Origin of the sequence: Actinopolymorpha singaporensis (assembly GCF_900104745.1) — a bacterium.
Lineage (GTDB): Bacteria > Actinomycetota > Actinomycetes > Propionibacteriales > Actinopolymorphaceae > Actinopolymorpha > Actinopolymorpha singaporensis.
On the sequence record NZ_LT629732.1, the window covers coordinates 932,208 to 953,038 of the forward strand.

The 20,831-nt window shown below is 69.3% G+C and carries 19 protein-coding genes; 5 read left to right on the forward strand and 14 right to left on the reverse strand.

Annotated features, from left to right (window positions below; translation table 11 throughout):
• Positions 1–27: 27 nt before the first annotated feature.
• The 3 genes from BLU27_RS04310 to BLU27_RS04320 form a co-directional block, all read right to left on the reverse strand.
• Complete coding sequence (locus BLU27_RS04310) at positions 28–435, reverse strand: ArsR/SmtB family transcription factor (RefSeq protein ID WP_092650739.1); 408 nt, start codon at positions 433–435, stop codon at positions 28–30.
• On the reverse strand, positions 425–856 hold the full coding sequence (locus BLU27_RS04315) for an SRPBCC domain-containing protein (RefSeq protein ID WP_092650741.1): 432 nt from the start codon (positions 854–856) through the stop codon (positions 425–427). Before BLU27_RS04315 ends, BLU27_RS04310 begins: the two co-directional genes overlap by 11 nt.
• Before the next feature lie 61 nt (positions 857–917).
• Positions 918–2,378 (reverse strand): DJ-1/PfpI family protein, encoded by a 1,461-nt coding sequence (locus BLU27_RS04320; protein WP_092650743.1) that lies wholly within the window; start codon positions 2,376–2,378, stop codon positions 918–920.
• Between the two features lie 101 nt (positions 2,379–2,479).
• Between BLU27_RS04320 and BLU27_RS04325 the strand changes: the two genes are divergently transcribed.
• The gene (locus BLU27_RS04325; RefSeq protein WP_197681677.1) at positions 2,480–3,052 is read left to right on the forward strand and encodes a TetR/AcrR family transcriptional regulator; all 573 of its coding nucleotides are present in this window, start codon (positions 2,480–2,482) and stop codon (positions 3,050–3,052) included.
• A 131-nt stretch (positions 3,053–3,183) separates the two neighbouring features.
• Here the strand turns inward: BLU27_RS04325 and BLU27_RS04330 are convergent, their stop codons facing one another.
• Together BLU27_RS04330 and BLU27_RS04335 are read right to left on the reverse strand one after the other, a co-directional pair.
• Complete coding sequence (locus BLU27_RS04330) at positions 3,184–4,005, reverse strand: sugar phosphate isomerase/epimerase family protein (RefSeq protein WP_092650747.1); 822 nt, start codon at positions 4,003–4,005, stop codon at positions 3,184–3,186.
• A gap of 51 nt (positions 4,006–4,056) precedes the next feature.
• A complete protein-coding gene (locus BLU27_RS04335; protein ID WP_157728208.1) occupies positions 4,057–6,033 on the reverse strand; it encodes an ABC transporter substrate-binding protein in 1,977 nt (658 codons plus the stop codon).
• Positions 6,034–6,324: 291 nt separating this feature from the next.
• Between BLU27_RS04335 and BLU27_RS04340 the strand changes: the two genes are divergently transcribed.
• Together BLU27_RS04340 and BLU27_RS04345 are read left to right on the forward strand one after the other, a co-directional pair.
• The gene (locus tag BLU27_RS04340; RefSeq protein ID WP_092650751.1) at positions 6,325–7,389 is read left to right on the forward strand and encodes a LacI family DNA-binding transcriptional regulator; all 1,065 of its coding nucleotides are present in this window, start codon (positions 6,325–6,327) and stop codon (positions 7,387–7,389) included.
• Positions 7,382–8,350 carry a Gfo/Idh/MocA family protein gene (locus tag BLU27_RS04345; RefSeq protein WP_092650753.1) on the forward strand — a complete coding sequence of 323 codons (969 nt, stop codon included), beginning with the start codon at positions 7,382–7,384 and terminating at the stop codon, positions 8,348–8,350. Before BLU27_RS04340 ends, BLU27_RS04345 begins: the two co-directional genes overlap by 8 nt.
• 24 nt (positions 8,351–8,374) lie before the next feature.
• Here the strand turns inward: BLU27_RS04345 and BLU27_RS04350 are convergent, their stop codons facing one another.
• The 8 genes from BLU27_RS04350 to BLU27_RS04380 form a co-directional block, all read right to left on the reverse strand.
• Positions 8,375–8,800, reverse strand: coding sequence for a VOC family protein (locus BLU27_RS04350; RefSeq protein ID WP_092650755.1), 426 nt, complete (start codon positions 8,798–8,800; stop codon positions 8,375–8,377).
• Between the two features lie 43 nt (positions 8,801–8,843).
• Positions 8,844–8,942, reverse strand: a complete 99-nt coding sequence (locus BLU27_RS30200; RefSeq protein ID WP_241827779.1) for an epoxide hydrolase N-terminal domain-containing protein — start codon at positions 8,940–8,942, stop codon at positions 8,844–8,846.
• A 9-nt stretch (positions 8,943–8,951) separates the two neighbouring features.
• Positions 8,952–9,920, reverse strand: coding sequence for a phosphotransferase family protein (locus BLU27_RS04355; protein WP_092650757.1), 969 nt, complete (start codon positions 9,918–9,920; stop codon positions 8,952–8,954).
• A gap of 140 nt (positions 9,921–10,060) precedes the next feature.
• Positions 10,061–11,899: an ABC transporter substrate-binding protein gene (locus BLU27_RS04360; RefSeq protein ID WP_241827780.1), complete on the reverse strand. Its 1,839-nt coding sequence runs from the start codon at positions 11,897–11,899 to the stop codon at positions 10,061–10,063.
• 11 nt (positions 11,900–11,910) lie between these two features.
• On the reverse strand, positions 11,911–12,717 hold the full coding sequence (locus BLU27_RS04365) for a phytanoyl-CoA dioxygenase family protein (protein WP_092650759.1): 807 nt from the start codon (positions 12,715–12,717) through the stop codon (positions 11,911–11,913).
• Between the two features lie 128 nt (positions 12,718–12,845).
• Entirely contained in the window at positions 12,846–13,625 is a 780-nt protein-coding gene (locus BLU27_RS04370) for an ANTAR domain-containing protein (protein ID WP_092650761.1), read from the reverse strand.
• Between the two features lie 83 nt (positions 13,626–13,708).
• Positions 13,709–15,640, reverse strand: a complete 1,932-nt coding sequence (locus BLU27_RS04375; protein ID WP_092650763.1) for a glycoside hydrolase — start codon at positions 15,638–15,640, stop codon at positions 13,709–13,711.
• Positions 15,641–15,670: 30 nt separating this feature from the next.
• A complete protein-coding gene (locus BLU27_RS04380) occupies positions 15,671–17,125 on the reverse strand; it encodes an amidase (RefSeq protein ID WP_092650765.1) in 1,455 nt (484 codons plus the stop codon).
• A gap of 215 nt (positions 17,126–17,340) precedes the next feature.
• On the opposite strand from BLU27_RS04380, the gene BLU27_RS04385 reads away from it, so the two are divergent.
• Positions 17,341–18,654 carry a cellulase family glycosylhydrolase gene (locus tag BLU27_RS04385; protein ID WP_157728209.1) on the forward strand — a complete coding sequence of 438 codons (1,314 nt, stop codon included), beginning with the start codon at positions 17,341–17,343 and terminating at the stop codon, positions 18,652–18,654.
• Here the strand turns inward: BLU27_RS04385 and BLU27_RS04390 are convergent.
• Positions 18,614–19,681 carry a class I SAM-dependent methyltransferase gene (locus tag BLU27_RS04390; RefSeq protein ID WP_092650769.1) on the reverse strand — a complete coding sequence of 356 codons (1,068 nt, stop codon included), beginning with the start codon at positions 19,679–19,681 and terminating at the stop codon, positions 18,614–18,616. The genes BLU27_RS04385 and BLU27_RS04390 overlap by 41 nt on opposite strands.
• Before the next feature lie 213 nt (positions 19,682–19,894).
• On the opposite strand from BLU27_RS04390, the gene BLU27_RS04395 reads away from it, so the two are divergent.
• Positions 19,895–20,578, forward strand: coding sequence for a winged helix-turn-helix transcriptional regulator (locus tag BLU27_RS04395; protein WP_092650771.1), 684 nt, complete (start codon positions 19,895–19,897; stop codon positions 20,576–20,578).
• Positions 20,579–20,831 lie beyond the last annotated feature (253 nt).

Sequence of the window (20,831 nt, forward strand, 5' to 3'; positions counted from 1 at the left end):
TGAACGTGGTGGTGAGTCCCTGCTCGGTCACGTGTGGTCTCCGTTCCCGTCCGTCCCGGACGCGTCGTGATCTTCTGCGCCTCGGTCGAGGAGGTCCTTCAGGGCGTCCAGCTGGCTGTCCCAGTCGCGGGCAAGCGCGGCCAGGAACTGCTGCGCCACCTGCATCGGTGCCGAGCGCAGCCGGTACCGCACCCGGCGGCGCTCACCTGCTTCGGCGGTCACCAGACCCGCGTCGGTCAACAGGGCAAGGTGTTTGGCGATCGCCTGCCTGGTGATCGGCAACCGGTCGGCCAGGTCCGTCGCCGTGGCCGGTCCTCCCGAGGCGAGCTCCGCCAGGATGGCGCGCCGGGTCGGGTCGGCCAGGGCGACGAAGACCTGCTCGGCGACCGCCTCGATGTCACCGTGCTCAGGCCGCTCGGACGGCTCAGGCGGCATCGAGGTAGTCGACGAGTTCACCCAGCTCGTGCGCCCAGCCCTCGGTGTTGCCCTGGTACGCCTTGCGGTAGGCGTCCTCGGGGAGTTGGGCGAAGCCTGACTCGACCACCGTCAGCCGGGTGCCCGCAGCGGTCGGCTCGAGCGTGAACTCGACGTACGTACGACGTGGATCGTCCTCGGGCAGGCCGTGGATCTGCCAGGTGAAGCCGAACACCGTCGGCTCCTCGACGCGTTCGACCCGCATCTCGGCCTTGTCGCCGCTGTCCCACGTCATCTGGGCCGATCCGCCCGGACGCAGGTCGATCTTGGCCTGGTTGCCGAACCAGGTGCCCAGCCCTTCGGCGGTGGTGAGCGCCGCCCAGACCCTGGCCGGCGGGTGAGCGACCTCCACGGTCCGCTCGATGCGATCGGGAAAGCTCATCTGTGACCTCCAGCTAGTAGCAACCGTACGGTTGCTACCGTATGGCAACCGTACGGTTGCGTCAACTGGTGGTTGCGCCGGCTCCTCGATTCCCGGATCGCCCGGGCGTGCCGGACTCCCGACGCTTCCGAGATCGCCGGGCCAGGAAGCGACGGCGGGCGACCCAGGCGATCACCGCCGCGATCTCCCCACCGACGATGCCGACGACGAGTGCCCGGGCGGCGAGCTCCCACGGCCACGACGGGCCCGAGAGCTCGGTACGTACGGGATACTCCAGGGTCTTGGCCACCCAGGTGGCGGTGGCGACGTCGGTGGTGGCGGCCACGTCGCGCAGCGCTCCGTCGAAGGCAAACTCCGAGCGCGTGTGCAGGTACGTCACCGGGAGGCCGGCCGAGCCCGCCGCGCGAGCCAGCGCCGGGTCCGGGTTGCGGGCCGCCGAGTGCCCGGGCACCACCAGGCGATCCAGCTCGCCCGAGACGTCTCCCAGGGCGGACCGCGGCACGAAGGTCAGCCCGTGCCGGGAACGGATCGGCCCGCCGTCCAACGTGACCGTGTGGGTCTGCGCCACGAAGGAGAGCGCGGTGTACGGCCGGAAGGCCGACGCCAGCTCCGTCTCGCCGACGCCGCCGGTGAGGACGACCCCCTGCGGGGCGGGATCCCGGTAACCGAGGTTCAGCAGCACCACGGAGTCCGAGGACACTCTGAACCGCGAGCCGGGCACCGGCGCAGCCCTGCCCGGCCGGTAGTACGGCCAGCGCACGGCGGCCGCAGCCCTGCGGGCGGCGTCCTCACCGGCCCGGCGCTCCACCACACGCAGAGCACCGTCCACTCCGGACAGCACGGCGGCAGTGGTGATGACCTGACCGTCGTCGACGTATCGCACGTCGGTGACCCAGCGGACGTTCGGATACTGCTTCGCCATCCCGCCCATGCCGAGCTTGAACCAGTTCGACGTGGCCGGCCGATGGTCGAGCAGACCGGTCTGGGCGAGCAGTTCGACGCCGACACACACGCCGACGACGGTCGCACCGTGGGCTGCCTGCCGAAGAATCCAGTCCCGCAACGGATCCGAACTCGGCTTGCCCGCGTCCGGCACCTCCGGGATGACGACCACGTCGACACCCTCGGGGAACTTCTGGTCGAGTTCGGAGAAGGTGTGGTCGGGTACGACGTCCAGGCCGCCGGTGAGCGGCAGGGGCCGGCGTTGCGGGGCCGCGGTGTAGACGTTGAACTCACCCGACGCCGCGAGCACTTCGTACGGCGCGAGGACGTCCGCACCGTTCGCGCCCTCGGCGCCGATCAGGACCACGGCCGTCGGCCGCTTCGGGTCGTACGCGGGTCGCGGCGCGGCGGCGACGGCCGCTCGAACCCGGTCGGTCACCTCCATCGGGTGCGGGTAGGCCGCTTCGATAGCACCCCTGCTCGACACTGCTCCGACCCCGACGGTCGCACCCACCGCGGCGGCCAGAATGACCAGCCCACTCGCCACCCGGGTCGCCGCCCGGGCCCACCAACGCCTCATGACGCCTCGCACCTCTCCCACCTAAACGCGAACATCCTCGCGTCAAGACGGTAGACGGCACCCGCCAGCTAACGCAATGGTTTTCGCGTTAAGGTTCGACCGTGGCTTACGAACGAACCATGCAGCGGCCCGGCGGGCGTTCCGCTCGAGTGCGGTCGGCCGTCCACGAGGCGGTCGTCGACCTGATGGAGGAGCACCCGTGGGAGGAGATGAGCGTGCCGCTGGTCGCCGAGCGCTCGGGCGTCCACCAGGCCACGATCTACCGCCGCTGGGGCAGCATGTCGGCGCTCGTCCAGGACGTACTCGTCGAGCGGTTCACCGCCGGTGAGGTTCCCGACACCGGGTCACTGCGTGAGGACCTCCGGCAGTACACCACCAACGTTGCCGAGAGCCTCGCCGACGGAGCGATCCCGCTGATCCTGCGGGCCACGGTGATGGAGATCCGCCCCGGCGAGTCCCGGGAGAGCTCGCCGGCGTTCCGGGCGCGCGAACAGCAGCTCCAGGTCATGCTGGACCGCGCTGCGACCAGGGGCGAACAGGTGCCGACCGTCGAGGAACTGCTCGACGTCCTCGTGGCGCCACTGTACTTCCGGGCACTCTTCGCCCAGCCCATGCCGACCGCGCACGCCGACCGCCTGGTGGACCGGCTGCTCGACCTCGCCGCCCACCGATGAGTCGCCCACCGATCCGGCCGGCTCTGCGCGATGATCCGGCCCTCCGAACGTGCGTACGGAGGGAGAGCACCGGGCCGGCCCGCGCTTCGGGCAAGGCGTGACGGACAGCGTCGCGGGTGAGGTCGGAGCGGTCAGGCCGAGGCGTGCTCCAGGCAGCGCCGCACGAACCGCAGGTCGGTGCGCGTCTGGTCGAGCACCTGCTCGTACGGCAGTTCGTAGTGGCTGTGGAACGACAGCAGTCCGCCGAACCCCGTCGTGCGCAGGTGGTCCAGGATGCCCGGCCACGGCACCATGCCGTCGGCGAGACCGAGCCAGTCCGACTGCCAGGCACGCTCGCCGCTCTCCTGCGTGGAGCCCGCGAACCAGCCGCCGTTCTTCACCCCGACGCAGCTGAGCCAGGGGCGCAGCAGGTCGAAGGTCAGCCGCCAGTCCTCCCGGCCGTCCTGAACCACCTGGTTGCCCGGGTCGGGATAGGCGCTGACCGCCGCCGGGTCGCGGCCCTCGAGCAGCACCCGGGCGAGTGCGCCCGAGGAGTGGATCGTGCCCCCGTGCAGCTGGATCGCCAGGCCGATGCCGTACGACCCGGCGAGGCGCTCCAGCTCGTCCAGGTCGCGACGGGCCTGGTCGCGGATCTCGTCGTACGGACGGGACCCGTCGTAGTTCCAGTAACCCAGCCGGATCAGACCGACGCCCGCGTCGGCACACGCACCGAAGACCTTCGCGGTGGGGAAGTTCGCCGGGTCGGTGAGATCCGTCGTCGCCATCGGGACGTCGAGGCCGAGCGCCCGCAGGTCTGCCACCGCACCGGGCAGCCGGTCCGCCTCGTCCGGGGTCACCGAGAAGCCGGGCCGGATCAGCAGGTCGACGCCGTCGAAGCCGAGGTCGGCCACGGCCGGTCCGATCTCGTCCAGTCCCCGGGACCCGAACAGCTTGGTGAACAACACGGTGCGCATCAGACGGTCTCTCCTCCAGCCGGTGGCGGCTCTGGTGACAGCTCTACTGTTCTACTGCCGGGTCGTGAAGTACTGCTCGGGGTTCGTCGGCCCGGGTTCGGGATAGTCGGACTCGATCATCATCGTCGGTACGTTGTGGAAGTCGTTGCGGACGATGCTGTATCCCTTCGGTGGGAGGCAGATGCCGATCGCGTAGAACTGCTCTCGCGCCATCGCCACGACCTCGTGCAGCAGCCGGTTCTGCTCGTCGGCGTCGGCGGTGGCGGTCATCTGGTCGTACAGACTCATCTGGCGGCGGACCGCCTCGGGTGGTTCCTCTCCGCCGGCACCGCGGGTCTGGTACCACTCCGCCCACGGGAGCGCGAAGTTCGACTCGTCGCGGTAGGGCATGTAGTAGCGGGGTTCCAGGCGCGGGTCCATGCCTCCGACGTCTCCCTGCCAGACCACGGCGTCGAAGGTGTTCGCATCCTTGCGTTCGTAGAACAGGCTGCCGTCCTCGGCGTGGACGCTCATGTCGACACCGACCGCGCGCCAGTATCCCCGCACCAGGTCCATCACGTTGGCCCAGCCGAAACCGTAGTCCTGACTGGCGATCTCGACCACGAACCTGATCGGCGAGCCGTCCGGGCCGAGCCGGACACCGCTGCGGTCGCGTTCGCGGTAGCCGGCCCGGTCCAGGTGCTGGTTGGCGAGGCCGACGTCGTACTCGGTGTACTGCGTGGCCAGTTGCCTGTCGTAGAACGCCGACTCCGGTCGTGGCGCCGGTTGCGCAGGCGTGCCTTGACGCTGGTACGCCGCGACGATGATCTCCCTGCGGTTGATCGCATGGGACAGGCCGACCCGGAAGTCGCGGTTGCGGAAGATCTCGCGCTTCACCGGGTCCTTGTGGCACAGGTTCAACGAGATGATCGCGGTGTTCATGTTCGCGTTGACCATGTCGAGGAAGCGGTAGTGCCCCTTGTCCCGGCTGCGGGCAAGGACCGGCTTGTTGCGCAACGAGGTGATGGTGCGTTCCTGGAAGTCGAACTCGCCGTTCGTGGCCTTGAGCAACATCACTTCGGGGTCGGAGACGACGGAGTTGACGAACTCGTCGAGGTACGGAAGCTGGCTGCCGTCCGGATCGACCTTCCAGTAGTACGGGTTCCGGGTGGCCACGACCCGATCGCCGGTGCCCACCGCGTTGGTGATGACCCACGCGTCGAGCGTCGGGAGCTCCGGATTGGCCCACCGGTCCCGCTTCGCGCCGAACAACGCCACCCAGTCGGTGAACTTCCCCTTCCTGGCAAGGCGATCCGCGTCCTCGGAGTACTTCTCGTGGAACTTCGACAGGTAGTGTCGTGGATGCTTCACCAGGTCCAGCCCGTACGCCTTGGTGGCCATCCGCTGCGCGAACAGCGCGTTCGGTTCGTCGAAGGTCACCTTGAAGCCGTACGTGTCGGTTCTGGAGATCCGGGCCGGGCGCCCGCCGGCGAGGTATGCAGCGGCGAGGACGGGTGAGATCTTCTTGTTCAGCAGCACATCCTCGTAGGCGAAGACGATGTCGTCGGCGGTGAACGGCTCACCGTCGGACCAGCGCATGCCCTCCCTTAGCCGGAAGGTGTACTCGGACGCGTCGGCGTTCACCTCGAACGACTCGGCGACCCCGGGCACGACCTGCTCCCTGTCGAACGTCCGGGCGCCGGGCCGCCACCGCAGCAGCGGGTCGTAGCCGATGGTCCGGTCCAGCCACGCCGTGTCGGCTCCCAGCATGGCGGCGTGCCAGGTGCCGCCGTACCGCCCGATGCGTTCGGCGGGTTTGACCACGAGTGGCTTCTTCGGCAGGCGTCGCCTCACCGGCGGAAGCTTGCCCGCCTCGACCTGGCGGGCGAGCATCGGAGCCTCCGCGCCCTTGGCCTGCGCCGTCTTGCCGGCGTCTCTCTTCTTACCCTGCGGGCTGGTCGACAGCAGGCTGCAGCCGGTGCCCGACGCGCCCACCGCGAGAGAGACGGCGCACAACTCCAGCACTCGCCGCCGGGATGGCCTGTCCACCTGGTCGGTGCGATCGATTCGGTCGGTGCGGTCCTGAGCGTGCTGACTACCGTGCTGACCCCTTGCCATGGTCGTCTCCAGAACAGGTCGGGACGAACAACGAGCGGGATAGCTGAGTTGGTGCAACGTTACACAGGTGGCGACACGGCTGAGCTCGTCGCTGTTCGCAATGACCGGAACAGGCCGAGGCCGGGCACGGAATCCCGGCCGAGTACGTGTCTACTAAATCGTTAGACTCCATGCGGTCGTCGATCCGTCGTTCGTAGCGCCGAGAGGACGTCGAGGAGGCTCATGGACGCCGCGAAGGTGAGCCTGCGAGACGTCGCCAGACACGCGGGGGTCTCCCCGAGCACCGTCTCCAACGTGCTCAACGGCCGCGCGGGGCGAACCCGTCCGGACACGACCGAGCGCGTACGCCGAGCCGTCCGCGAGCTGGGTTACGCACCCAACCAGCTGGCCCGGCAGCTTCGCACCGGACAGGTCCGTACGATCGGGCTGATCGTCCCGTCGGTCGCCAACCCCTTCTGGGGGTTCGTGGCCCTGCGGGTCGAGCAGGCCGCTCGCGAGCATGGCTACCAGGTCCTGCTGTGCAACGCGGAACGCGACACCGAACGCGAGGTGCGGTTCGCGGAGACACTGCTCGACTCCGGCGTTCGCGGACTGATCTTCGGTTCCTCACCGTTGTCGTTCGACCATCTCGGCCACCTCGACGGCCGTGGGCTGCAGGTGGTGGCGTTCGACCGCTCTCCGGCCGGTGTGAGCCCACTCGTGGTCGGCAGCGTGGAGATCGACAACGTGCTCGCGGCGCGCTTGGCGATCTCCCACCTGACCGGACTCGGGCACCGCAGGATCGGCTTCCTGTCCGGGCCGATCCGCACGGTCAGCCGGCGCGAACGCCTGGCCGGCTACCGGCACGCGCTCGCCGATGCGGGCATCACGCCCGACGACGACCTCGTGTGGGAGGGCTCGTCGGTGAGCACCTTCGGGGACGCGGAGAGTGCCGAACTCGGCCGGACCGGCGCGCACCAACTGCTCAGCATGCCGGCCAGGCCGACCGCGTTGTTCACCATCAACGACATGTACGCCCTCGGCGCGTACGCCGGCGCCCGCGACCTCGGCATCCGGGTTCCCGACGACCTGTCCGTGGTGGGCTTCGACGACCTGCCGGTACTCGCGGAGGTCGCCACGCCGCCACTCACCACGGTGCGCCAGCCGCTCCCGCAGATGATGCGCACCGCCACCGCCCAACTGATCGGCCGGCTGGAAGGTGAGCGATCCGGTCCGCCCGACCACACCACGGCGACACCCGAACTGGTCGTACGGCAGTCCACTGCCAGGAGGGACCATCATGAGTGATGCGAAGGTGGCGCTGATCGGACTCGGCGCCATGACCCAACGAGTGCACCTTCCCTCGCTGGCATCGTTCCCAGACGTCAGCATCGTCGGCGCCTGCGACCTCGACCGGCAGCGGCTGGACAGCGTCGCGGACCGCTACGGGATCGAGGGCCGCTACACCGACTACCGGCAGATGGTGGAGGACACCGCGCCCGACGGGGTGTACGCGGTCGGGCAGCCTCACCTGATGTACGACGTCTGGGTCTGGTGCCTGCGACAGGGTCTCAACCTCTACGTCGAGAAGCCGCTCGGGCTCAGCCGCCACCAGGCCGAGATGCCGGCCGCCCTCGCCGAGGAGAACGGCGCGATCACCCAGGTGAGCTTCCAGCGGCGTACCAGCCCGTTGCTGTCGAAGATGCGCGACGCCTGCCTCGAACGCGGCCCGATCGTGCATGCGGTGTGCGAGTTCTACAAGTGCGACCCGCAACCCTTCTGGTCGCCGCGCGACCGCATGCTCGACGACGGCGTGCACGTCATCGACACGTTGCGCTGGATCTGTGGTGGGGACGTCGAGAACATCGAGAGTCACTGCAAACGGATCGGCGTCCCCGACATCAACTGGTTCACCGCCACCCTGCACTTCAGCACCGGCGCGACCGGAGTGCTGCTGTGCAACTGGGCCAGCGGGCGACGGGTGTTCCGGGTCCAGATGCACGCTCCGACGATCGCCTGCGATGCCGATCCGGAAACCGGTGCGCAGTTGTACGCCGACAACCAGACCGAGCCCGCCGTGTACGACGCCCGCGCGGTGGCCGGCAGCGACGAACTGTACGTTTTCGGCGGTTTCCGGGAGAAGAACCGGGAGTTCATCGACTCCCTTCTGGCCGGGAGGGAGCTGACGAGTTCGCCGTTCCGGGATGCCGTCAGGACGATGGAGGTCGCTGACCGGATTCTTGCCCAGGCCGCGCTGCGCGGTGACTGACGGCCCGCGCGTTGGTTCGGGGCGCTACTCCTCGACGGGTGTACGGGCGGCCCGGATGCGCGCGAGTTCGGCGTTCTGTTCGGCGGTGAACGCTCGCAGTACGCAGAACTCGTTGCCCTCCGGGTCGGTCATCACCACCCACGAGGCGTCCGGGTCCTGGCCGACGTTCGCCCGGGAGGCGCCCAACGACGCAAGCCGAGCCACCTCGGCTGCCTGGTCCTCCGGGCGCAGGTCGAGGTGCAACCTGTTCTTGCCCGCCCTGGCGTCCGGGACACGCACGAACAACAGGTCCGGCGCCACGCCGTCCCAGATCGAGCCGGCGGGGGGTTCCAGGGCGACCTCGTCGGGAGTGTCGTGGGTACGCCGCCAGCCGAGCGCCGCCTCCCAGAACGCCGCCAGCCGGCCGGGATCTGCCGCGTCGACGACGACGCACTGAACGGTGAGAGCCATCGGGTCATCCTGTGGGACGCGGGGCGGGCGACGCAAACCGAATTCAGCAGGACTCGGGCTCTGGCCAGCGCGTCTGTGCCAGTCGCCGGCGCAGGTCGTCCAAGGCGAACTGTGGGATCTGGATGGTGAACGGCTCGATCATCGCCCGCGGCTACCTCCTTCCGTGATCGAAGTCGGCCAGGATGCGGCGCAGCCGGGCCACCGACCGGGGCGCGCCGGCGAGGTCACCGATGCGAACGTGATGCGCGGTGTGGCCGATCGCGTACATCATCGTGGACAGCGCCAGTGCCCGCCGAAACTCCGGGTCGTCGTTCGCCCACCGGCCGTGGCCGTCGACGATCGCCGCGAAGTCCTCGTCCTCGTTGAGCATCGAGGTCCGGGCCAGGTCCCCGACGGCCGAACCGCCGTGCCAACCACCCCAGTCGATCATCGCGCTCACGTTGAGGTCGGCGTCGACGAACGCGTGGTCGGGACCGAGGTCACCGTGGCAGAGCACCGGTCGCTCCGGGGCGGTGGCATCCCAGGCCGTCGGCAGCAGGCCGATGATCTGGTCGACCTCCTCGTCGGTGAGGCCGGCCCGGACGAGTTCGGTGCGTTCACCGGCTCGCTCGTCGATGAAGCCGTTCCGCAACGAGGTCGGGTCCGGCCAGCGCCCCTCGCCGTCCGGGCGCCACGGGCCGGGCGTCGGCACGGAGTGGAGGAGCGCCAGTACGCGGCCCACGGCGGCCATCGCGCTTCGGCGTTCATTCCCGGTCAGCGAGGGCAGAAGCGCGGCGAGCGCGCGACCCGGCGCACACGAGACCACCATCGCCTCGCGCTCACCCTCCTCCGTGTAAACGACCTCGGAGGCGAGTACGTCCGGCACGGGAACGCCGGCCGCGCGGGCCTGCTCCATCGCCCACACCTCGTCGGTGTGGCCGTGGTCGCCGGCAGGCCTGATCCGGGGATAGACCACCCCGCCATCGTCGAGGCCGACGCGATACACCTCGTTGTCGTAGCCGCGTACGACTCGCTCGACCTCGACGACACAACGTCCTGTCGCGCGCTCGGCCAGGCCGACCACTACATGGCGCGGAACTTCGAAGCGTCCGTGCAGTTCACTCAGGAACGGGTTGGGCATCCGTCCATCAACGCAGCTCGGCCCGTCGCGACGCAATCCTTTTCCGGCTCACCCGAGCGAGCCTGGAAGACTTCGTCCCCACCGACCTCGCCAACGGGGTACTGCTCTGCAGAACGCACCGCGGCGAGGAGCACGCCCTCCTACGCGGGCTGGAGCTTGCCCTTGAACATCAGCAGGGTGGTGAAGTTGTCGGCGTACGGCGCGTTCAGCATGATCGGGTCACTGTCCGGCGGCCACTCCTTGACCCGCACTCCCTGCAGGGCAGGGTTGTTCCCGTAGCGTTCCTCGATCGGGATGATCGGGAGCAGCTCGTTGAACGCCCGGGCCGCGATCGCCACGTTCTGCCGCTGCTTCTGCTCGTCCAGCCCGGCGCCGGCCTCGTTGACGACCTTCTCCAGGTCGACCTTTCCGAACGCCTTGGTGTTCTGGGTCAGTGGGAACGCGATTCCCTTGCCTCCCTGGTTGGCGGCGATCGGGATGTTGTGGGTGAAGAACGCGGCCACGAAGGAGAAGTGCGGATGCGGGGCACTGGACGCACCCCACCCCTGCATGGCGAACTCGAACCGCCCCTTGTCCAGGTCGATCGGCTGCTGGGTGAAGGTCACACCCCGCATGTTGAGCTGGATGCCGAAGCTCTTGAGCTGCCGGGCGATGCTCTGCGCCGCGGCCACGTAGTCGAAGTACTCCGCGGGATAGTTGATCTCGTAGGTGGCCGGCTTCCCCTGCGGCGTACGCCAGCTCCCGCCACGCCTGGTCCACCCCGCGGCCGTCAGTATCGACGCCGCCTTGTCCTGGTCGTGCTCGTAGTGGTTCAGCCGCGCCTGGTCGGCGTCCGACAGCCACTGCGGTACCAGGATGTCGGAGAATCCGGCCATCAGTCGTACGGGCTTGTAGGAATCACCGCCGACCTCGGCGGCCAGTCGCCGGTCGATCGCGTGGGCGAGACCCTGCCGAGCCCGGACGTCCCTGAACTCCGGAAGCTTGTCCAGGTTGAGGAACAGGCCGCCGCCGGCGTAGGTCGGCGGGCGAATGATGCGGAAGCCCTTACTGATCAGTTCCTTCTCGGTGGCGGTCGGAAACCCGTGGGTCGCATAGTCGACGTTCTTGGCCAGCACCACCGGTGTGACGTCGGTCGTCTCGCCGTTGAAGACCGTGATCGTGTCGAAGTTGATCCGGTCCGCACCCCAGCCCTTCTCGTTCTTCCGCAGCGTGAGCTGGGCGTTGGTGATGCTGCCGAAGTCGTAGCGGAAAGGCCCGCTGGTGAGCACCTCCTTCTCCGGGTTCTTCGGCCGGTACGCCTGCACGTCCTCGTTGAGCTTCTTACCCTCAGCGTCGTCCAGGCTCCCGCCGCCGGAGAACAGCTCCGTGGCCCGCTTGGCGAAGCCGCCGTACATCGCGTGCGGGAAGACGGCCGCCCGCACCACGTACCGTTCGACCACCGTCGACGGGTTGTTCATGGTGAACACCACGGTGTGCTCGTCGGCAGCCTCCAGTTTGTTCACGAACTGCCACTCGGTCTGGCGCATAACCCGCCGGCACATGAAGGTGGACAGCACGTCCTGGCTGGTGATCGGCGAACCGTCGTTCCAGGTGAGCCCGTCCTTGATCGTGTACGTGAAGGTGCTGGCCTTCTCGTCGAAGCCCCACTTCTTGCCCAGCAGGGGCTCCCACTTCTGCTCCTTCCAGTACCACATCCCACCCGGAAGGAAGATCAGGTCGAGGTACATCCCGAGCCCGATGGAGTCGGTCACCCCCGACATCAGGTTGAAGTGACCCTTCGGCGGGACCTGATACGGCCAGGCGCCGTGGAACTCCCGGGTCTTCCCGGACTTCCCGCCGCCCTTCCCGCGGCCGTCTGCGGCGCAGGCAGTCGTGGTGGCCGCTGCCGTCGTACCCACAGCGCCGAGTCCGAGGAGTTCCAGCAGACGACGCCGGGAGAGACGTCCACCTGGGCTACTCGCCATGTCAGTCACAGGCACCGCCGGCATCGTCACGCCTCCGTCCGCGTCACGCGCTGGGCACGTCGCGCCCGGGCGGTCGTCTGTTGCCCGGCGCGCCACGGGTACTCCCGTGGCACCACCACCGGTTCGCGCGGCGTACCGCCGCCGACGATGTAGGCCCGGCGGTGGTCGTCGGAATGGTTGGCCGACGCGTAGTGCACGGTCCGGTTGGTGTGGATCGCCGCGCCGCCCGGTGGGAGCGGGCAGGCGACCGCGGCGGACACGTCGATCGTTCCGGGCACCACTTCCAGGCCGTGCACGCGCGAGTCGCCGCCGATCTGGCGGTGCGGCAGTACCTCACCACGATGGGAGCCGGGAATGAACTGCATGCAGCCGTTGTCGACAGTGGCTTCCTGCAACGGGATCCAGATGCTGAGCGAGCGGTACGTGTACGCCGGATCCCAGTACGCCTCGTCCTGGTGCCACGGTGTCTCGGCGCCATGGCGCGGCGGCTTGTTGATGGCGTGGTCACCGCCCATCGTCGCGGTCGGCCCGAGAAGTGCCGCGAGGACCGCCCGCACCCGCGCGACGGTCTCACTGCGCAGAAGCTCCGGTGCGTACTGCGACGGCTTCAGGATCTGCGGCAGCCTGGCCTCGCCGCCCTCCTCGTCCGCGCCGGCAAGGTCGAACTGGTCGCCGGCCGAACGCCCCGCTCGCTCGGCGAAGAGGCGGTCGTAGATGGCCCGCATACGCAGGACCTCGTCGGCGGAGATGAACGACTCCAGGGCGAGGAACCCCTGCTCGTGGTAGCGCTCGACCTCTTCCGTGGTGAGGATCGACTCGTTCGCATCAGCCATGCACCGACGGTAGTGACCATGTGGCGGAAGGGAACTCTCCTCTCTGGCCGCTACCGGCGATCATGCGACCGGCACCGGCGTACCGTACGACCGAGACCAGCGTGTCGTACGACCGAACACCGGCGCGGTCACGGCACGACCGTCGTGTCCTCCCCGTCGACCGACCGGGCGGGCGGGCTCGGCAGCATGCCGGTGTCGACGACCTGGGTGGCGATGTCCCGCAGCTTCCGGTTGGTGTGCTGGCTGGCGATCCGCAGAAGATCGAACGCCTGCTCGCGGGTGACCCGGCGCCTGGCCATCAACATGCCGATGGCGATGCCGATCTCGCGGTTGGAGGCCAGCGCCTGCCGCAGATGGTGGATCCGGTAGCGGTCGTCGGTGACCAGCGCGAGGAACTCTCCGTACCTCGCCAGTGTCTGCACGTATCGCATCGCTGTGTCGTCGAAGGCCTTCGGTATGTCCGAGTAGACGTTCAGGCTGGACTGCGCCTGACCGTCCTCCACGGGCAGGACGACCATCGAGCAGCTGGCGACGCTGCCCACACCCAGGTCGGTTCCGGCGCGCTTGGCGAAGTCGGGCCAGCGCCGGCCGGCATGGTGGACGTCCCTGAGCTGGTGCACCGAGTCGTCGCGGATGGCGTCGACACAGGGACCGGAGGCGTATGTGTACTGCAGTTCGTCAGCCAGCCGGGCCGTCTCGTGCGTGGCCACCTCAGTCCAGAACCGGCCCGCGCTCGCACGGGTGATGCTGGCCCACTTGGCGCCGCCTATCTGGCGGACTGCGACCTCGGCGACAGCCTGTGGGTACGGTGTTCCGTCGGCCGGGGGCCGTTCGGCCCACAGCTCCTCGAAGGCGACTTTCAAAAGCCGCACGACCTTGGTGGTCGGAAGGTCGGTTGAGCGAGACATGCGAGGTCCAGCCTCCGTCTGGGCATTGAACGCCTGCAGATTGGCTGGATCCTCAACCGGGCATCAGCATACCCGGGAGTGGCCTATACGTCCGTGACGGTCTCGTCGGTCACCCGCCACCGCTGGTTGGGCCCGGCGTTTGGCTGCCAGGCCCCCACTGCCGACCCGTCGGCCGTCGCCTGCCCGCCGACCTCGATGTTTCCCGGGCCGGCGACATTCGCCATCGTGTACGTGCCGTCACCGGTCGTGGAGAGGTACCACCGCGCCGCCTCGTCCGGTGGCCCCTGCGCCGCCTCGAGGACGAGCGCCCCCGACCGCACCGCCACCTGACGGCCGTCGCGGGCACGCAGCTGATGGTGCTCGCGGTTGGTCCAGCCGCCGGTCAACCGGGTCACGGTCCACAACTGGTCACCGTTCGCCGCGTCGGTGGTCCGGACTACCAGCCCCTCGGAGCCCGAACCGCGGGTGGCCAGCGACCTACCGCTCTGCACCCCGACGAACCGGTATGTGCGCCCGTCCCGGAACGTGGCAGCGTCCTCGTCCACCCCTGCCACTTCGGTGACGACCAGGGTGGTGACCGACCGTGCCGGCGCGCGTACGCTCGCCGTCACGCCGTCGACCGGGACCGGCGCGCTCTCCCGCAGGGCGCCGGACCGGTCGGTGACGATTCCTGTGACGGTGGCGTCGGGGCCGACGGTGCCGAACTTCGACAGGTCGATGCGCAGGTCGCGCGGAGCCGCCGTCGGGTTGGTGTGGACGAGGGTGGCGGTCCGCGCCCCGGGCCGGATCGCGGCGAGCGTGCTGGGGTCGTCGACCTTCACCAGGTGGTCGCCCGGCCGGATGTAATGGGTGAAGTTGCGAGCCGTGTTGAACTTCTGGTTGGTGCGCACCGGGCACGTCCGCGGCGTGTCCTGCGCGCCGCAGACGAACGGCACCTGGATCTCACCCCAGTTGCCACCGAGGTCCCCGTGGCCGCCAGGCGCCATGTTGTCGTAGTCCTCGATGGGCTGCCAGAAGACCCAGGCCGAGGGTTCGAGCTCCCGCAGGTCGTCGGTGATGTGCTGGGCCAGGCCCAGCCCCGGATCCATGTCCTCGAAGTCCTGGCCATGACCCCAGTCGCCCTCGACCTCCGACATCCACAGCGGCTTGCCCTCGGACTTGGCCAGGTCGCGGACCGCGGTGCGCTGACCGGTGGCGTACGTGTGCACGTTCATCCTGCTCACGGCCGCCTTCACGTCGGCGGGATAGCTCGTCCAGTTTCGTACGAAGATCGACGGGTTGGTCTCGTCCATCGCCGCGATCCGGGCGCCGGTGGCCGAGCCGGCCAGGGCCCGCCCGAGTGCGCGGACGACCCGCTGCTGGAGTTCGGGTCCGATGTGGGCGCCCTCCTGGCGTACACCGATCGGCCGGCCGTCGAAGCCGAGGATGGTGACCCAGTGGTTGGTGTTCGGCTCGTTGAACGGATCGATGGTGTCGACCCGGATGCCGTGCGCCGCCTCCAGTCGCTCGGTCACCCCGACGACGTACCTCGCGAAGTCGTCGACACTCGTGGCCTTCAGCTGGTCGTTCCACGGGAGGAACCCGCCGGAGACGTAGCCGGAGCGGGTCATGAACCACGGCGGGGAGTTGCTGAACGTCTCCCACTTCGTGACGTACGGCTTGATCCGGTCCACCCACCAGCGCTGCGCGTGGTCGGCGTCGGGGTTCCAGCCGGCCGGATCGTCCGCCGACCACCAGTCGACGTCTCCGCGGGAAGTGCCTCCCGGTGCGTGCCACCATCCCGGCACGGCGCCGCCGGGGCGGAGGTAGTCGCGCACGTCAGGGGCGTTGCCGCCGCCGATGTTGTAGCGGGCGATGGTGAGATTGAGCCCGTCGTCGCCGAAGACCAGCCGCACCAGCGTCTCCCGGAGCTCGTCGGGGTAGTCGCCGGTGGCGTTGGCGAACCAGACCAGGCTGGTGCCCCAGCCCTCGAACGCCGGATGCTGGTACGACGGGTCCGGCTGAATGGTCACCATGGGGACAGTGTCACCCCAAGTCACCCGGGGTCAATCCTGGGTGAACCGGGCGTCGACCGCTGTCGAGTCGGGACCGACCTCCAGCGCACGTGCGATCCGGTAGAGGCGGGCCTCGCTCCACGCCCGGCCGCTGAGCTGCAGGCCGACCGGCAGTCCGTCGCGGGAGAATCCGCAGGGTAGGGACAGGCTGGGCGTTCCGGTCACGTTCGTCGGTACGGCGAGCCGGGTGAGGGCCCAGCGCACCGTCTCCTCGACACCCGCCGCCTCGGTCTCCACCTGGCCCAGCGGCGGCGCGGTGACGGCGACGCTCGGCGTCGCGAGGGCGTCCACGTCCTCGAGGAGCCGGGTGAAAGTACGCCGGGACTCCCACAGCAGCCGCAGCGCCTCGGTGTACTCCCAGCCTCTGATCGCGCTGCCGTCGACGAGCCGCTGCCGCACGGTGGGGTCGAACAGCTCCTGGGCATCGTCGGCGTCCAGCCGCTGCCGGTGCACCGCGTACGCCTCGACGCTGATGACCGTGCGGTGCGCGTCCCGGAGTGCGGCGAGGTCGGCGAGGCCGGGCACGGTGACCGGCCGGACGGTGGCGCCGAGGTCGGCGAGTGCGCTGACCGCGGCCCGGACCCGGCGGTCGACGTCGGGGTCGAGGTGGTCGAAGTAGTAGGCGTCCGGGACGCCGATGGTGAGGCCGCGAACGCCGAGATCGAGCTCGCGGGTGAAGTCCTCGGGGTCGCGGCGTACCGAACCCGGGTCCCGCTCGTCGTACCCGCAGAGCACAGTGAGGACCCGGGCGTTGTCCCCGACCGTCCGGGTGAGCGGGCCGATGTGGTCGAGGTTCCACGACAGCGGGAAGACGCCGTGCCGGCTGATCCGGCCGTACGTCGGCTTCATGCCCACCACGCCGCACAGCGCCGCGGGGATACGGACCGAGCCGCCGGAGTCGCTGCCGAGCGCGGCGGCACACATACCGGTGGCCACCGCGACCGCCGACCCGCCGCTGGACCCGCCGGCCATCCGGCCGGGGTCGTGCGGGTTGCGTACGGGACCGAAGCAGGAGGCGTCCCCGGTGGGCCCGAACGCGAACTCGTGGGTGTGCAGCTTCCCGATCACCACCGCGCCGGCGCCGCGGACCCGGCGTACGGCCTCGGCGTCCTCGTCCGGCACGCGGTCGCGGAAGAACGCCGACCCTGCGGTGGTACGGATACCAGCGGTGTCGAAGATGTCCTTCACACCGAACGGGATTCCGTGCAGCGGCCCGCGCCAGTGGCCGGCCCGCAACTCCGCGTCGGCGATCTCGGCGTCCCGCATGGCCTCGTCGGCGAGCAGGGTGACGACGGCGTTCAGGCGAGGGTTGCCGGCCTCGATGCGTTCCAGGGCCGCGGCCGTGAGCTTCACCGCCGTGGTCGACCCCTCCCGCAGCCGGCGGGACAGGCCGGCGAGGTCGCCGGCAAAGTCGCCGGTCTCTGCGTCCGTACTACTCGTCTCCATTCGGCACCCCTATCGGAGTCGCCAACCGCTTGTCGAGCAACCTCCACCCCGCGGACAGCATCGGCCGCCATCGGCCGCCATCGGCCGTCATCGGCCGTCATCGGTCGAAGCACGGCCCCGGCTCTTGACGGAATCCGCGCCGGACCGGACCGTGGGGGATTGTGTCTCCAGCGCATCGTGAACCGTCGAGCGCGTTCCCACGCCGACGCACCCTGTTGAAGGCGTCCGCCGCCGTTCCAGCCGCTGCCCTGCTGGGCAGTGCGGCCCCGGCGCACGCCGCGGGTCGCCAGAGTCCCTTCGTCGGCACCGACGGAACCGGCTTCACCTACCAGGGCAGGCCTTTCGCCGTCGCCGGCTTCAACAACCACTACCTCGGCTGGGGCACCCGGGCCGAGGTCGACGACGTACTGGAGACCGCGAAGCGGGCCGGTGCGAGTGTCGTACGGACGATCCTGCACTCGGTCATCGGGTCGCCCGACGGGTCGGTGCCGTCAACCTGGAACTGGCAGAGCACCGCCGACGCCTCGAACATGGGCATGCACGGCACCTACCTGCTGTCGTGGGACGCCGCGCGCGGGACCTGGGCGTTCAACGACAGCACGGTGAACGGGCTGGGCCGCTGGGACTACGTGATCTGGAAGGCCGAGCGGCTGGGCCTCAAGCTCGACATCGCGCTGATCGACTTCTGGCAGTGGGCCGGCGGAATCCAGCAGGTGTGCCGGTGGTTCCTGCCCGACTACAACGTGTCGAACGACCCACGCAGGTACACGTTCTTCTTCGCCGACGAAAGGACGCGGGCGTTCTACCGGGACTGGGTCGCGCACGTACTCAACCGGCGTAACTCCCTGACCGGCCGGGCGTACAAGGACGAGCCGGCCATCTTCGCCTGGGACCTGATGAACGAGCCGGAGGCCGACAACACCAAGACAATGCCCGACGGCCGGCCGCTGTCGGAGGACTGGATCTCGCGGATGTCGGCGTATGTGAAGTCGATCGACGCCAACCATCTGGTGTGCGTGGGCGGCGAGGGCTTCTACGACCGGTCGAGCTTCGTCGATCCGGCCCGCGAACTCGCGATCCCGACCATCGACTTCGGCACCTGGCACACCTATCCCGACTACCACGGCATCACTCCCGCCCAGGTCGTCGACCTGATCCACCGCCACGGTGAGACGGCGCGGCAGGCCGGGAAACCCGTTGTCCTGCAGGAGTTCTCCTACAGTGCGCTGCACGAGGGCCAGCCCGCAGCGCTGCGCTCGTGGGTGGACGCGATCGCCGCGGACCGGTCCAGCGCGGGCTGGTTGTACTGGCGGCTCGTCGGACGCGTCACCCCGGCGCCGACCAGGGCCTTTCCCGAGGCGGAGAACGACCTGCCGACAGAGTTCGCACCGGACAACGGCGAACACTTCGACGTGGCCGCCAACCCGGACGCGACGCCTCCGGCGGTGTGGGACTCCTTCCAGGTCCTGGCCGGCGCCGCGCGACAGCTCACCCGCCGGAACCAGCCGGGGGTACCTGCCCGTACGTGAGCGCGTGCATCGGCGTCAACTGCACCGATCCCAGGTTGGCGAAGCCGTGCCGGGCAAGGAGTTCGTCGTACGTCGACCGGGGTACGAGCTGGTCGTCGATCTGGGCCTCGAAGAACTGGATGCCGCACATCACCTGCCCAGGAGGCGTCCGCAACCCGGCGTCGGAGTCCGGGAACGGGAAGTCCGAGATCACGAACCAGCCGCCGGGTTCGAGCGTGGCCGCGACGTTGCGGGTCACCACGTCGGCGTCCCGGCACTCGTGCATCGAGATGTTGTTGATCACCAGACCGGCCGGTTCGTCCAGCACCATGTCCTCCAGCGGGCTGCACACCAGCCGGACGCGGTCCTCCAGCCCTGCCGCCCGCACCCGCTCGCGCGCCACCTCGACGGAGTGCCGGTCACCGTCGACGCCGACCACGGTGCAGTTCGGGTAGGTGGACGCCAGCCGGACGAGCCCCACACCTGATCCACACGCGGTGTCGACGACCCGGCATCCGGTGGACAGCCGTTCGGCCAGCCCGGGTACGTGCGCCAGCCCTGCCGGGATCAGCCGGGTGTAGAACGGCGTACCGGCGCCGGCGACACCGTTGATCCAGTCCGGCGTGGTGTCGTCCCACCACATCCGCCGGCCGGTGGCGAGGTTCTCCTCGAACCGGCCGAACATCTCCGGCGCGTCGCAGACGAGGAACACGTCGCCGACATAGGCGGGTGAGGAGGTGTCGAGGAGCAGGGTGCCCAGGTGCGGTTCGAGTTCGAACCCGTCGCCGCCGTCGCCGCGGCGGGCGAGAATCCCGGAAGCGAACGCGCTCCTGCACCACACCGAGACGTAGAACGGGTCCAGACCCAGCCTGTCGGACAGTTCGTCCGCGCTGATGCCAGGACTGCCGGCGACGGTGCGCAGCAGCCCGGCCCGCAGGCCGATCACCACTGTGCGGTGTGCGACATACCCGGCGATCTTGGACAACAGCACCGGCGCCTGCTCTGCGAGGGTGGGCTGCGCGGTCGTCTGGACGGTCTGAACGCTCATGATCGTGGCCTTTCGTACGTGGGAACGCCGTCGACACGATCGTCCGGCCCGACGCGGGCCCGTCCCCAGTACTCGGTCTGTACCTGGGCAGTACAACTTCTGTACCGGCAGTGCGCTCCCGCCGACCGTCCTGGAAGCCTTACTCTCAACGGCATCGGGCCCGGACGGCCACGGCAACCGCACCGCACCGGTCCGGGCGGAAGGAGTACGGCGATGCCGACCACCTACGGGCAGTTCTGCCCGGTCGCCAAGGCCATGGAGTTGCTGGACGAACGCTGGACGCTGCTTGTCGTCCGCGAACTCGTCGCCGGCAGCCGGCACTTCAACGCCTTGCGGCGCGGTGTGCCCCGAATGTCGCCGGCACTGCTGTCGAAGCGGCTGAGCACGTTGGTCAGGGCCGGAGTGGTCGAACGGCGGCAGGCCGGCAACCGGATCACCTACGCTCTGACGCCGGCGGGCAGGGAGCTGGAACCCGTCATCGACGCGCTCGGCCGGTGGGGGATCCGATGGGTCCCGGAACTCGGCGACGCCGATCTCGACCCGCACCTGCTGATGTGGGACGTACACCGCAACCTCGCCTACGAGGCGCTCCCCGACACCCGGACGGTGCTGAAGTTCAGCTTCGCCGACGTCACCGACGCGCCCCGGGACTGGTGGCTGGTCATCACCACCGACGGTGTGGACGTCTGCGACCACGACCCCGGCTTCGACGTACTCGTCACCGTCGAGACGAAGCTGCGCACGCTCACGCAGGTGTGGCGCGGCGACCTCACCTGGACCGCGGCGTTGCGTTCCCGCGACCTTGCCGTACGCGGAGATCCCAGCGCACGCAGGGCTCTGCCGCGGTGGCTGAAGCTGTCACCACACGCGTCCACACCTCGTCCCGCCAGGCGCTAGCGCGACCACCCGTGTCCCCGAACGGCACAGGTGACGTCGACCGGCCCGCCGCGGTGGCGGTCACCGAGCACACCAGCACCGCGTCAACGACCACTTGCGGCCCGCCCGACCATCACACCGTGGACGCTGGGACTTCACCAGCTGGTGGCAGCCCGAGTACCCCCGTGGGGGGACGCCGAGTTCCCTCCGTCGGATGTTCCCGGCAGCGGGAGGGCGTTCGTACGGTGGTGGCGCGTCGAAGTCCATCCTCTCG

What these genes read in the sequence shown, in the direction of transcription:
- BLU27_RS04310 (WP_092650739.1), bottom strand. Translation starts at nt 435, where the DNA reads ATGCCGCCTGAGCCGTCCGAGCGGCCTGAGCACGGTGACATCGAGGCG.
- BLU27_RS04375 (WP_092650763.1), bottom strand. Translation starts at nt 15,640, where the DNA reads ATGGTGACCATTCAGCCGGACCCGTCGTACCAGCATCCGGCGTTCGAG.
- BLU27_RS04370 (WP_092650761.1), bottom strand. Translation starts at nt 13,625, where the DNA reads ATGTCTCGCTCAACCGACCTTCCGACCACCAAGGTCGTGCGGCTTTTG.
- BLU27_RS04365 (WP_092650759.1), bottom strand. Translation starts at nt 12,717, where the DNA reads ATGGCTGATGCGAACGAGTCGATCCTCACCACGGAAGAGGTCGAGCGC.
- BLU27_RS04390 (WP_092650769.1), bottom strand. Translation starts at nt 19,681, where the DNA reads ATGAGCGTTCAGACCGTCCAGACGACCGCGCAGCCCACCCTCGCAGAG.
- BLU27_RS04350 (WP_092650755.1), bottom strand. Translation starts at nt 8,800, where the DNA reads ATGGCTCTCACCGTTCAGTGCGTCGTCGTCGACGCGGCAGATCCCGGC.
- BLU27_RS04345 (WP_092650753.1), top strand. Translation starts at nt 7,382, where the DNA reads ATGAGTGATGCGAAGGTGGCGCTGATCGGACTCGGCGCCATGACCCAA.
- BLU27_RS30200 (WP_241827779.1), bottom strand. Translation starts at nt 8,942, where the DNA reads ATGATCGAGCCGTTCACCATCCAGATCCCACAGTTCGCCTTGGACGAC.
- BLU27_RS04380 (WP_092650765.1), bottom strand. Translation starts at nt 17,125, where the DNA reads ATGGAGACGAGTAGTACGGACGCAGAGACCGGCGACTTTGCCGGCGAC.
- BLU27_RS04340 (WP_092650751.1), top strand. Translation starts at nt 6,325, where the DNA reads ATGGACGCCGCGAAGGTGAGCCTGCGAGACGTCGCCAGACACGCGGGG.
- BLU27_RS04315 (WP_092650741.1), bottom strand. Translation starts at nt 856, where the DNA reads ATGAGCTTTCCCGATCGCATCGAGCGGACCGTGGAGGTCGCTCACCCG.
- BLU27_RS04355 (WP_092650757.1), bottom strand. Translation starts at nt 9,920, where the DNA reads ATGCCCAACCCGTTCCTGAGTGAACTGCACGGACGCTTCGAAGTTCCG.
- BLU27_RS04330 (WP_092650747.1), bottom strand. Translation starts at nt 4,005, where the DNA reads ATGCGCACCGTGTTGTTCACCAAGCTGTTCGGGTCCCGGGGACTGGAC.
- BLU27_RS04320 (WP_092650743.1), bottom strand. Translation starts at nt 2,378, where the DNA reads ATGAGGCGTTGGTGGGCCCGGGCGGCGACCCGGGTGGCGAGTGGGCTG.
- BLU27_RS04395 (WP_092650771.1), top strand. Translation starts at nt 19,895, where the DNA reads ATGCCGACCACCTACGGGCAGTTCTGCCCGGTCGCCAAGGCCATGGAG.